This is a genomic window from Aquimonas voraii, assembly GCF_900101825.1.
Classification (GTDB): Bacteria; Pseudomonadota; Gammaproteobacteria; order Xanthomonadales; family Xanthomonadaceae; genus Aquimonas; species Aquimonas voraii.
Genome location: NZ_FNAG01000002.1, coordinates 661,223 through 674,211, shown reverse-complemented (window position 1 = coordinate 674,211; position 12,989 = coordinate 661,223). Strand labels below are relative to the sequence as shown.

The following is a 12,989-nucleotide window of genomic DNA, read 5'->3' as shown; positions in this document are numbered from 1 at the left end:
GCGGATGGACGGCGCTGCCGCCGTCCATCCGGGATGCGGTGAGGCCTCAGGCGTTGACCGCCTTCGCCACCTCGGCGTAGTCCTCGATCTGGTCGAAGTTCATGTAGCGGTAGATCTTGTCGCCGTTGGCGTTGATCACGCCGATGTCCGCCATGTACTCCTCGCGGGTGGGGATGCGGCCCAGACGCGAGCAGATCGCCGCCAGCTCCGCCGAGCCGAGGTAGACGTTGGTGTTGCGGCCCAGGCGGTTGGGGAAGTTGCGGGTCGAGGTCGACATCGCGGTGCTGCCCTCGCGGATCTGCGCCTGGTTGCCCATGCACAGCGAGCAGCCCGGCATCTCCATGCGCGCGCCAGCCGTACCAAAGGTGCCGTAGTGGCCTTCCTTGGTCAGCTCGGCCGCGTCCATCTTGGTCGGCGGAGCCACCCACAGGCGGGTCGGGATGTCGCGCTTGCCTTCCAGCAGCTTGGCGGCGGCGCGGAAGTGGCCAATGTTGGTCATGCAGCTGCCGATGAAGACCTCGTCGATCTGCGCGCCGGCCACGTCCGACAGGGTCTTGGCATCGTCGGGATCGTTCGGGCAGCAGACGATCGGCTCCACGATCTCGGCCAGATTGATCTCGATGACGGCCGCGTATTCGGCGTCGGCGTCCGGCTGCAGCAGCTGCGGGTTGGCCAGCCACTCCTCCATCTTCTTGATGCGGCGGGCCAGCGAGCGCGCGTCCTGGTAGCCCTCGGCGATCATCCACTTCAGCAGGGTGATGTTCGAGTTCAGGTATTCGATGATCGGCGCCTGGTCGAGGCGTACGGTGCAGCCCGCGGCCGAGCGCTCGGCCGAAGCGTCGGCCAGCTCGAAGGCCTGCTCGATCTTGAGATCCGGCAGGCCTTCGATCTCGAGGATGCGGCCGGAGAAGATGTTCTTCTTGCCCTTCTTCTCGACGGTCAGCAGGCCGGCCTTGATCGCGTACAGCGGGATCGCGTGCACCAGATCACGCAGGGTGACGCCCGGCTGCATCTGGCCCTTGAAACGCACCAGCACCGACTCCGGCATGTCCAGCGGCATCACGCCGGTGGCGGCGGCGAAGGCGACCAGGCCCGAGCCTGCCGGGAAGCTGATGCCGATCGGGAAGCGGGTGTGGCTGTCGCCGCCGGTGCCGACGGTGTCAGGCAGCAGCATGCGGTTCAGCCAGCTGTGGATGATGCCGTCGCCCGGGCGCAGGGATACGCCACCGCGGGTCGAGATGAATTCCGGGAGCGTGTGGTGGGTCTTGACGTCGACCGGCTTCGGGTAGGCCGCGGTGTGGCAGAAGCTCTGCATCACCAGATCCGCCGAGAAGCCGAGGCAGGCCAGATCCTTCAGCTCGTCGCGGGTCATCGGGCCGGTGGTGTCCTGCGAGCCGACCGTGGTCATCTTCGGCTCGCAGTAGGTGCCCGGGCGGATACCCTTGCCTTCGGGCAGGCCACAGGCGCGTCCCACCATCTTCTGCGCCAGGGTGTAGCCCTTGCCGCTGTCGGCCGGCGCCTGCGGCAGACGAAACAGGGTCGAGGCCGGCAGACCCAGCGATTCGCGCGCCTTGGCCGTGAGGCCGCGGCCGATGATCAGCGGAATGCGGCCGCCGGCGCGCACTTCGTCGAACAGCACATCGGACTTGACCTCGAACTCGGCGATGACTTCACCGTTCTTGAGCGCACGGCCCGCATAGGGCTGCAGCTCGATGACGTCGCCGTGCTCCATCTTCGAGACATCAAGCTCGATCGGCAGCGCGCCGGCGTCTTCCATGGTGTTGTAGAAGATTGGCGCGATCTTGCTGCCGAGGCAGACACCGCCGAAACGCTTGTTGGGGATGTAGGGAATGTCCTCGCCCGTCCACCACAGCACCGAGTTGGTGGCCGACTTGCGCGAGGAGCCGGTACCCACCACGTCGCCGACGTAGGCGACCAGATGGCCCTTCTCCTTCAGCGACAGGATGTTCCGGATCGGACCACGCTTGCCATCCTCTTCCGGCACGAAGGGCGCGTCGGGGCGCTTGTTCTTGAGCATGGCCAGCGCGTGCATCGGAATATCCGGACGCGTGGTGGCGTCGGGCGCCGGCGACAGATCATCGGTGTTGGTCTCGCCCGGCACCTTGAACACCGTCAGCGTGAGGCTCTGCGGCACTTCCGGGCGCGAGGTGAACCACTCGGCCTCGGCCCAGCTCTTCAGCACGGCCTGGGCGTTGGCATTGCCAGCCTTGGCCTTCTCCTCGATGTCGTGGAAGGCATCGAAGATCAGCAGGGTGTTCTTGAGGGCCTCGGCGGCGACGGTACCGACTTCGGCATCGTCCAGCAGCTCGATCAAGGGGTGCACGTTGTAGCCGCCCAGCATGGTGCCCAGCAGCTCGGTGGCGCGGGCGCGGCTGATCAGCGGATTCTTCTCGCTGCCATGGGCGATGGCGGCAAGGTAGCTGGCCTTGACCTTGGCGGCATCATCGACACCGGCCGGCACGCGATGGGTGAGCAGCTCCAGCAAGAAGGCCTCTTCACCGGCCGGTGGCGCCTTCAGCAGTTCGATGACCTCGGCGGTCTGCTGGGCGGACAGCGGCAGCGGCGGGATGCCCAGCGCGGCGCGCTCGGCAACGTGTTGGCGATAGGCTTGGAGCATGGGGAAGGTCCTTCAGGCGTGGGACGCCGCGCGCATCGCGGCCACGACCGCGGATCGGCCGTCGGCAGCGCACGGTGCAAAGTGAAGGCCAAGATGGGGATCCGCGCCCGGCGGAACAAGCCGGCCTTCACGGCCGCCGATTTTCGCCCGCCGCGCCGATGGGGGCAATACAACTTTGGGACGTGGGCCGACTCGGGATTGGAGATTCGGGATTCGGGATTCGCCAAGCCAGTCGAGGCCAGTTTCTGTGCCTGAGGGTTGCAGTCGGCGAGCAGCCGCCGAGAGCGCAGCCCGGCCTTTGGCCGCCTGCGGCGCCGAGCCGGCAATCCGGTGTCGCGGTTCCCTGAAGGCGCGGGCCTGCCAGCAGCCCGGTCCTCGCGCATTGAGCTCGGGCGTTCGGCGTCCCGCGCGGCGATGCCGCGCAAGCGAGCCGCCTGCCTGCGGCCCGGCTATTTCTGCGTCCACGCCCCCGACGCGTCCTGGTACCACCAGCCGCCGCGCGCGCTGTCGATCCACTGCCGCGCGAAGGTGTCGCGGATCTGCGGCTCCCACTCGGGATGACCGTTGGCGACGGCGATCTCCCGGTACACGGCGTTGCGGTCGCGATTGTCATCGGCCACCGCCTGGTTCACCGCCGCGCGGTCGCGTAGGCCCACCTTGCTCGCATCGCGCAGGCTGATGGTGCCGTCACGGGCCAGACCGAGCGCGCCGGAGTCGAAGTGCGGTGCCAGCGCCGATTGGAAGCGCTCGGCCATTCGAGCCTGGATGGCCTGGATGGCCGGCGTGCGGATGTTGATATCGGCCGACTGTGCCTGGGCAGTCGGGAAGACGAAGTCGAGGACCGCCGTGCCCAGTGCGGCCATGCCGCCACCCTGCCCCGCCTCGGGTTTGGCTTCGGCCTGCGGTGGCTCGCCGATCACGTTCTCGACGAACTCGCGCGCCGCCTGCTGCGCTTCGGCCGCCGGGAAATAGACGTTGATGGTGACGCAGGCGCTCAGGGACAGCAGCGCGGCGGCGGCGAACAGCTTCCAGGGCTTGAACATGGGCATCTCCCGTCGACAGTGGCGTGAGAATAGTCGCTGGCACCGCACGCCGGCCATCGCTCTGCGCTGGCAAGGGGCCGACGTTCAGTTCGAAGCAGGAAGTTCTCTCTCTGAGTCCGGACCACTCCGGTCGCCGCTCCTGCGCTCGCAGTCTGCGGGCGCCCCTCAGCCTTCCTGCAGAACCGCCACTCGAACCTCTACGTTCGGCCCATCGGCCCGCATCCATCCCAGCCAGCGCTCGCCCGCCTCGCGTCGCGCCAGGCCACGCACGCGCCCGTCGGGATCGATCAACAGCAGACGCGCCGCCGGGACGCCAGCCAGTTCGAACTCCACGCGCCGCCCGGCGGCGCCGAGACGATTGTCGACGGCGCGGACCTGCAAGGAGGTCGGCGCCAGAAAGCTCACCTGGGCAGGCTCGGGCGCGCGATCGAGCCACTGGGTCTCTGGCCAGGCGAACATCGCGGCCTCTGCCGCCTGCAGCAGCGGCAGGGCTTGGGCCAACTCCTCGGGCACCGTCTCCCCCAAGGGCAAGGCAGGCTCGACCACCCCGACCGCCGCGGCCACGGCGGCGCGCTCGGCCACCTGCTTCTGCTTGCCCGCGAGCTGGTACATCCACAGCTGGCTCGGCAGGCTGAGTGCGAACACCGCGCACGCAAGCTGGGCGGCGCGCACTGGCCTCAGCGCATCCAGAAGCACCAGCCCGAGGCCGGCCCAGAACAGCGAGGACCAGGCCACGTAGCGCGGCGCCAGCAGTTGGTCGGGATGCATCGCGAAGTACTCGGCGCGCACCAACACAATCATTGCGCCCACGCACAGCGCAAAAGCCGCCAGGGCAGTGCCCATCACCGCGGCAGGCCGAGGCTGGCGCCAGCTGCGCAGCAGCGCGCACGCGAAGCCCAGCGCGCCCAGCAAGCCCCAAGCCAGGTGTGGCCAACGCGCCACCATCACTTGCCCAGCCTGCTGCTCATAAGCGGCGGCGACGGGCTCAAGCACGGCGCGCAGCTGCGAGTTCGGCACCTGGGCCGCGATCTGCGGGTCCCACAGCGGCCAGCTGGCAAACAGTGCGGGACCCCCCAACCAGCGCAGTAGCGCTTCGCCGCGGCCGAGGACATCGAGCGGCTGCATCGCTGAGTCTCCGCCCCCGGCGCGCAAGCCCAGCATCAGCGCGAGCGTTCCCGTCATCAGAACGACGATGGGCAGATAGTCGATCCACCGCGCCCGGCGCAGGGCCATCGCCAGCAGCAGGGCCGGAAATGCCGCCAGCCCGCTGCCGAAGCACAGGCTGGCGCACAACGCGCAGAAGCCGGCGCCCGCGCTCGCCCCCACACCGCCGCGCGAGGCCAGTGCGAGGCCCGCAAACAGGCACAGGGTCACGGCGTACGCGTGCACCGTCTCGCTGGAATGCGTGAGCACACGGAAGTTGCCCAGCCAGAACAGCCCGAGCGCAAGCAGCAGGCTCATGGCCCAGTAATGCGCGGGCTCCAGGGCTTGCAGGCGCAGTCTCCACATGGCCAGCGCCAGGGTCGAAGCCGCCAGCAGCATTCCCACCGCGGTCTGCACCAGCTGGTTCGCTGCGAACACATGCAGCTCAGCCCATCGAACCAGATGCGGCAGCAGAGCGAGATGCCCGTTCTCGCTGTCGAGAACGCTGCGCGGAAACGGCAGGCTCAGGAATCGGACCAGGAACCGCCAGGCATCGGCATAGGGCACCTGCGGGGCCTGTGCCATCGCGAAAAGGCCGAAGCCGATCGCGAGAGCAGCACCCACTGCACAGCTGATCGCCCACCGCGAACGCTCAGAAGTAGGCACCGTGCGGCCCGCGGCGACGCTCCCAGAACCCGAGAACATCAGTGCAGCAGTTGGGCCGCGACGAGTTTCCAGGCGAGTTCCCGCTGGTCTTGAGAATCGCCCGCGCGCGCTGGCTGCCAGCAGGAGGAGGCGCGAATGCTCAGGCGAACGCGATCCGCCTTGCCCATCCTGAGCGGAACTCGAAGATCATGGCGTCGCCCGGAGGCCAGCTCGAGGCTGGCGCGATAGTCGCCGCACTCGAAAACGAGGGTCTGGCTCGGGCCAACACCCTCGGGCACCCAGACGTCGAGGCTGATTCCGCTCGCCGCCCGGCACGCCTCGAAGCCGACCTCCAGTTGCCCCGAGCACCAGCCGTCTGGCCGGTAGCCCTGCGCGCCCCCGATCAGCACGGCATAACCCTGCAAGGGGAAGCCGGCAGCATTTCGGGCCTCGGAGAGAGCGTGTTCAAGAGACTGGATCTGCCGCGCGAAATCCTGCTCCCGCTCGTACAGAAACTTCAGCTGGCCGCGGAGATTGGCAAAGCGCTGGCTCAACTCCCGATGCAGGCCTTCAGTAAGGGTCGATCCGATCTGCGCAGCTTCCGGCATCGCATCCGGCACGTAGACGGTCGCATGCGAAGGTGCGGTCTCCTGCGCCGGACGCTCGCGCGTGTAGAGATAGATGGCGAAGGATTTGCGCGAGAGATTCCGCCTGGCTTCGGGCAGCTCGATGCGCCTGAAACCGTGCCAGCTGATCTCGTTGGTCTCGAAGATCGCGCAGCGATTGAAAAGCGGGGCAATGGCTTTGACGGTGTTGCCCGTCTCCGCCCAAGGGTCGGACTGCAACTCCAGTGAGCCGCCCCATGCGTCCTGCCATTCCGGGTTCAGGTAGATGATCAGGTTCAGGCGTCGATGCCAGCGAGTGCCGGGGTGGTAGTTGAAGTCGATGTGCGCGTCCAGGCTCTGCCCGTGCACATTCTCGTGGGTTCCACCGCCGACATAGTCGACGTCATAGAGCAGATCGGGGATCCCGGTGATCCGGCTGACCAGCCCCAGGAACTCGGGCGTCTGGATGTAGGCGTCAAGCTGGCGGTAGGCCTCCGAGATGTCGCGCACATCCATGCGAACGGCCTTGCCGCCGACCGCTCCGTGTTCGTTCAGCGCATAGCGCTCCTCGAAGCCCGGAAAATCCTTGAGCAACTGCTCGCAGAACGCGGGCTTTAGAAAGTCCTCGATAACGACGTGCCGAAAGGGTTCGGCGCTCGAGAACTGAAGCGCGAGGGCGTCCGACGAAGCAAGAACGGAAGAATTGACGAGCGACATGACTGAACCCGGAGCTGGATACCAGCGTGGCCCGGGGAAGCCGGGCCACGCGTGCGGACTGAATGAGGGTCAAGCCTCGGGCGGCTGGGGGTCGACCTGATCGGAGCTGTCAGCGGGCGCATCGATCGACGCCTCACCCTCGATCTCTTCCTCCTCCGCCGGCACCGCCTCCACGCTGACCAGTTGCTCGCCCTTGCCCAGTCGGATCAGGGTGACGCCCTGGGTGTTGCGGCCGACGCGGGCGATCTCGCCGACGCGGGTGCGCACCAGGGTGCCCTGGTCGGAGATCAGCATGACCTGCTGGGTGTCTTCGACCTGGATGGCGCTGACCAGCTGGCCGTTGCGCTCGGTGGTCTGGATGGCGATGACGCCCTGGGTGCCGCGGCCCTTCTTGGGGAAATCCTCCAGTGGGGTGCGCTTGCCGAAGCCGTTGGCGGTGGCGGTGAGCACGTCGTGCTCGCCCTGCACGCAGATCAACGAGACCACCGATTCGCCTTCGGCCAGACGCATGCCGATCACGCCGGTGGCGGTGCGGCCCATCGGGCGCACGGTGCCCTCGTCGAAACGGCTGACCTTGCCGTTGGACGCGAACAGCATCACGTCGGATTCGCCGTCGGTGAGCGCCACGCCGACCAGGGAGTCGCCGTCTTCCAGGTTGATCGCGATCTTGCCGCGCTGCAGCTGGTACTCGAACTCCTTCAGCGGAGTCTTCTTGACCGTGCCGCGCGCAGTGGCGAACAGCACGAACCGCCCCTCCGGGAAATCACGCACCGGCAGCACCGCCTGAATGCGCTCACCCGGCTCCAGCGCCACGAAATTCACCATCGGTCGGCCGCGCGCGTTCGGTCCGGCCTCGGGCAGCTGATACACCTTGGGCCAGAAGACCCGACCCGAGCTGGTGAAACTCAGCAGGATGTCGTGGGTGTTGACCACCCACAGACGCTCGACGAAATCCTCTTCCTTCATCGCGGTGGCCGAGCGGCCGCGGCCGCCGCGCTTCTGCGCGCGGTAGGTCGACAGCGGCTGGCGCTTGACGTAGCCGGCGTGGCTCAGGGTGACGACCACATCCTCGGGCGCGATCAGGTCGAGGATGTTGAGGTCTTCCATGTTCGGCTGGATGACCGTGCGGCGTGCGTCACCGAAGCTGGTCTTGAGGTCGCGCAGCTCGTCGCGGATGACTTCGAGCAGGCGCTCAGGGTCTTCGAGGATGCGGATCAGTTCGGCGATGGTGTCGAGCAGTTTCTTGTATTCGTCGGTGAGCTTCTCCTGCTCCAGCCCGGTCAGGCGGTGCAGGCGCATCTCCAGAATTTCCTTGGCCTGCGCCTCGGACAGCTGGTAGCCGTCCTCGCTCAGGCCCAGGCCCGGCAGCAGATCTTCCGGACGCGAGGCATCGGCACCCGCGGCCGACAGCAGCGCACGCACGAGACCCGGCTCCCAGCGTCGCGCCAGCATGCGCTCGCGCGCTTCCTGCGGGTTCGCGGACGTCTTGATCAGCTCGATCATCTCGTCGATGTTGGCCAGCGCAACGGTCAGGCCTTCCAGGATGTGGGCGCGTTCGCGCGCCTTGCGCAGCTCGAAGATGGTGCGCCGGGTCACCACCTCGCGGCGGTGGCGCACGAAGGCTTCCAGCATCTCCTTCAGGTTCAGCAGACGCGGGCGGCCGTCCAGCAGGCAGACCATGTTGATGCCGAACACCGACTCCATCGGCGTCTGCTGGTACAGATTGTTCAGCACCACGTCGGCGGCGGCGTCGCGCTTGACCTCGATGAACACGCGCATGCCGTCCTTGTCGGACTCGTCGCGCAGCTCCGAGATGCCCTCGAGCTTCTTTTCCTTGACCAGCTCGGCGATCTTCTCGATCAGCCGCGCCTTGTTCACCATGTAGGGCAGCTCGGTGACGATGATCGCTTCGCGGTTGGTCTTCTCGTCGACTTCGATCTCGGCCTTGGCGCGCACGTAGATGCGGCCGCGGCCGGTGCGGTAGGCCTCATGGATCCCCGCCGAGCCGTTGATGATGCCGGCGGTGGGGAAATCCGGGCCCGGCACGTGCTGCATCAGGCCGTCGATGCCGATCTCGGGCTCGTCGATCAGGGCGATGGTGGCGTCGATGATCTCCGACAGGTTGTGCGGCGGAATATTGGTGGCCATACCCACCGCGATGCCCGAGCTGCCGTTGACCAGCAGGTTCGGCACGCGGGTCGGAAGGACCGTAGGCTCCAGTTCCTTCTCGTCGTAGTTTGGCTGGAAGTCGACCGTTTCCTTGTCGATGTCCGCCATCAGCTCATGGGCGAGCTTGGACATGCGCGCTTCGGTGTATCGCATGGCGGCAGCGTTGTCGCCGTCCACCGAGCCGAAGTTGCCCTGACCGTCGACCAGCAGGTAGCGCAGAGAGAAGGGCTGGGCCATGCGGACCAGCGTGTCGTATACCGACTGGTCACCATGCGGGTGGAACTTACCGATGACGTCACCGACGATACGCGCCGACTTGTAGTAGGGCTTGTTGCTGTGCGCGCCCAGCTCGTTCATCGCGTACAACACGCGCCGGTGTACCGGCTTCAGGCCATCCCGCGCGTCGGGGAGTGCGCGGCCCACGATCACGCTCATGGCGTAATCGAGGTAGCTCTTGCGCATCTCGTCTTCGATGTTGACGGGGATGATTTCCTTCGCCAGCTCTGCCATGCGGGGTCTCGATGAGTAGGAGGATTCGGAGAACGGGAGACAGGCGCCTCCCCGCGGTCCGGGTGAATATCGGGGGCGTCAGCGCTGGGGGTCATGCCGCACCCCCTGGCTTGCTCTCAGGAAGCCCTTGAGGCGCCCTGTGCGACCCGCGATTCTAGCACGCAGCCCCGCCCTGCCTCCCCGCCGCGGGAGCCGGAGCCCTGCCCTTCAGGGTTGGGCAGCCTGCTCGACGGGCCGGTCAGTGCGCGTTGGAAATGCCTCCAGGCTGCGGAAAGCGAACGCCAACTTGCGGACATCCGGGCGGATGCGCTCCGGGTCGATATGATCCGACGTGCGGAACACAAAGCTTTGGATCGCCTGGTCGCACGCCGGACGCAACAGCACATGCTGTTCCCCTGGTGGCACAGTGATCGTGGTCACGCCGCAGGTCCCCATCTCGACTTCGATCGTGATGCCCATGCCGGCGGGCGTGCGCAGATAGCCGCTGTCCGGCACGGCCAGCGAAAGCACCCAGCGGTCCGAGTGAACGGGCTCGGGCAGTTGCATGCGGGCTTCCTGCTCGGCCCAGCGGAACCCGCCTTCATCACCCGTGCTGAAGCCTTGCCCGAAAACACTGCTGTCCGGCCCCAGGCGGTATGCGCTGGCCTCGCTGGTCTCAGGGGAGTCGAACAAGGCTCTGACCCTGTAGATGCGCCCGCCCGGGGAGAGGTGCACGGGTTCGCAGTCGCAGCGCCAAGTGAGCCTCTGCAGCGTGTGCTTGCCCAGGTTCAGCGCATCGCGATCGAGGACCAGATAGGCATCGCGCCCGGCCTGAGCGAGTCGCTCGACTGACCAAGCCTCCTCGTTCTGGATCTGTCGCTGCGAAAGCAGTGCTGCCACGGGGGCTTGCCACCAGCCCGAACCGAAGATCAAGGCGTCCTCGGGAAGCGCGCGTACCGCTGCAGCGAAGTCGAAGTCGTGGCCCGCGGAGACCGCGCGATCAGGCCTGCCCCACAGCAGTTGGCCGGGCAGCACGATCACGAACACCAGGCCAAGACCCGAGAGGGCAGCGACCCGTCCAGCGGGACCAGCTCGCCACAGGCATGACACCGCGACCAGCAAAGACAGCAGCACGAACAGCAAGCCGAGCATGATCCGCCTGAGCCACATCATCTCTGTCGGCGTGATCAACAACCACCAGTAGAGATAGAGCAGCGCGACCGAACCCAAGGCCGCCAGCAGATACAGGCGGACATCGTCGCCCCTGCTGCGCCAAAGCGCGACTGACAGAAGCGCACCGAAAGCAGCACCGGCCAGAACGAGTCCCCACAGCGGAAGCTTGAGAAAGCCCGCAAGTGCCGCCCCATGCAAGGCCAGCTTGGCCTGCCAGGTCGGCGTATCGGCATAGTGGTCGCGCACGCCGGCCTGCTTGCGGATCTCGGAAAACTGCTCTGACCACCACTCGATGTAGGTGCCCGCAGATCCGAGGCTGATCGCTCGATAGACCTCCCAGACCATCAGTGCGATCAGAACGCCGAGACCGATCCAGAGTCCCGATCGAATGGCGGCCCACAGGCTTGCACGGCGCCAGATCAGAAGGCAGTAGATGCCGGCAATCGAGGGGAACCAGATCAGGGAGACCGTCTTGGTCAGGAAGGACAGACCGAGCAAGACGCCGGCACCCAGCAGACGCGGCGGGGTCGTCGTAGAAAGGCTGCATGACAGCACCCACAGCGCGGCCAACCCCCAAACCACAGCCGCGACTTCGCCGTAACCGAACAGGGCGTACTGCGCCATGCCTGGCACCTGCAGGCAACAGACCGCCCCCAGCATCGGCACTACCCAGTCGCGGGATTCGGCTGCCCTTCTATGACAGGCGAACACCAGCGCGCAGAGCGCGAGCACGTAGAGCAGATTGACCAGCTGAAGCCCGATCGGAGTCAGGCCGAAGAGCCAGATCGAAGCCGCAGCCGGCAGCACCAGGGGGCCGTTCGTCTGGGTTTCGATCGGGAACAGCGCGAAGCGCTCGTAGTAGCTGCCATAGCCGTGCCCTTCGATCACAGAGGCAGAGACCTTGAAGTTCAGGGCGCCATCGAAATCCGGACTTGCCACCGAGGCAACGCCGACGTACCAGGCGAGCACCCAGGAAAGCGCAAGGAAGAGCGCAACAACGAGGAGGGCGCGCAGCCAGGAGGCCGACTCAAGTGTGTTGGGCATGGCTTGGCGCAAGTCCTTGGGCAGCATGTGGAAGCGTGCGAGGCAGGCAGAGCCCCGCGCACAGGAAGAGAAACACAGGCATCGGATGCAGATAGCGGAACGAAACGATGTGCGAGAACAGCAGTTGGCTGGCGACCAGGCCCAGCGCGGTGAAGCCGATGACGCAGGCGGCCGCACGACGGCGGGGGTCTTTGCGGGTCAGCCACAGACACGCGATCGCAGCGGGCGCCAGGGCGAACAGCACGAAGGTCAGCCACCATCGGCTGCCGAGAAACAGCTTTCCGACCACGCCGGGATGCTCGGCGAGATCGCGGGCGTCATGGCGCAGGTGCCGCGCCAACGCCTCGACCATGCCGGGGTCAGGCGGCGTGGCACCGTAGTCATCGCGTAAACGCGCCACGGCCAGCCCGTCATCGAAGTAGTCCATGAGGGTGGCAAAGCCCATGCGCAGCAGGGCCTGCGGCTCGGACTGGAACGCCCGCACGGCGATCTTGCGTGCCGCTTCCTGGGCCTCCCGATACTCCAGCTCGGTTTCGAGCCTCTTCCACAGCCCATCCGGCTGCCATATCTGCGCTTCGCGCATGCGGTGGTCCTGCAGGGCGGGGCCAACCGTTTGCAGCAACTCCACCGGCAAGCCCACGCGCTGCAGATGCTCGGGCTTGACCAGTGGCGCCACCAGGCCCAGCCGCATCTGGCCGGAAGCGAGCAGGTAGGTCGGTTCGGTCTCGAAGCGCAGCCCGTAGAGCCCCTGGTACAGGCGATGCGCGCCGAGCACGCAGGCCAGAATGACCATGGCATGTGCACCTGCACGCAGCGCGGCCAGAACGCGCCGACCACCATCCTGATCGGCCGCGGCATGCCAGCCGCGCAGCATCGGCACCAGCAGTGCGAGCCCAAGCACCACCGGCAGCAGACTCATCCGGAAGGCCACCGCCAGCACGCTGCTGATGGCCATGACCAGCGCCCAGCGCAGCCGGCCGCGCTGCACGTAGGCGATCGACGCTGCCACCAGCGCGAGCAGCGACAGCAAGCCCACTGCCTCGGCCATCAGCATGCGCTCGTAGAACAGCTGCGCGGGCTCGACCGCAACGGCGACCACGGCGAACAGCGCGATGCGCGCGTCGATACCCGCGGCGCGGCGCAGCATCCAGTAGGCCAACAGCCCGCCTATGACGCCGAACAGCGTCTGCAGCAGCACCAGGGAGACGGCTGACTGCGTCGCCACCGCCGACCACTCGATCAGCATCGGGTAAACGAAGCTGCGATCGGGCGGATCCCAGTCGCTGAGTGCCGCGTGCAGGTAGCTGGCCGAGTCGCCCATGA

Annotated in this window: 6 protein-coding genes; all 6 read right to left on the bottom strand. The window is 66.8% G+C overall.

Annotated features, from left to right (window positions below):
* Nucleotides 1–46 precede the first annotated feature (46 nt).
* On the bottom strand, nt 47–2,638 hold the full coding sequence (gene acnB, locus BLP83_RS07415) for a bifunctional aconitate hydratase 2/2-methylisocitrate dehydratase (RefSeq protein ID WP_091240725.1): 2,592 nt from the start codon (nt 2,636–2,638) through the stop codon (nt 47–49).
* A 449-nt stretch (nt 2,639–3,087) separates the two neighbouring features.
* Nucleotides 3,088–3,681: a YdbL family probable chaperone protein gene (locus tag BLP83_RS07410; protein ID WP_091240723.1), complete on the bottom strand. Its 594-nt coding sequence runs from the start codon at nt 3,679–3,681 to the stop codon at nt 3,088–3,090.
* A 165-nt stretch (nt 3,682–3,846) separates the two neighbouring features.
* Nucleotides 3,847–5,409: a hypothetical protein gene (locus BLP83_RS07405; protein ID WP_143006594.1), complete on the bottom strand. Its 1,563-nt coding sequence runs from the start codon at nt 5,407–5,409 to the stop codon at nt 3,847–3,849.
* A gap of 119 nt (nt 5,410–5,528) precedes the next feature.
* Nucleotides 5,529–6,791 (bottom strand): 2OG-Fe(II) oxygenase, encoded by a 1,263-nt coding sequence (locus tag BLP83_RS07400; protein WP_091240718.1) that lies wholly within the window; start codon nt 6,789–6,791, stop codon nt 5,529–5,531.
* A gap of 69 nt (nt 6,792–6,860) precedes the next feature.
* A complete protein-coding gene (gene gyrA, locus BLP83_RS07395; protein WP_091240716.1) occupies nt 6,861–9,470 on the bottom strand; it encodes a DNA gyrase subunit A in 2,610 nt (869 codons plus the stop codon).
* A 207-nt stretch (nt 9,471–9,677) separates the two neighbouring features.
* On the bottom strand, nt 9,678–11,843 hold the full coding sequence (locus BLP83_RS19385) for a hypothetical protein (protein WP_425388976.1): 2,166 nt from the start codon (nt 11,841–11,843) through the stop codon (nt 9,678–9,680).
* Between the last annotated feature and the right edge of the window lie 1,146 nt (nt 11,844–12,989).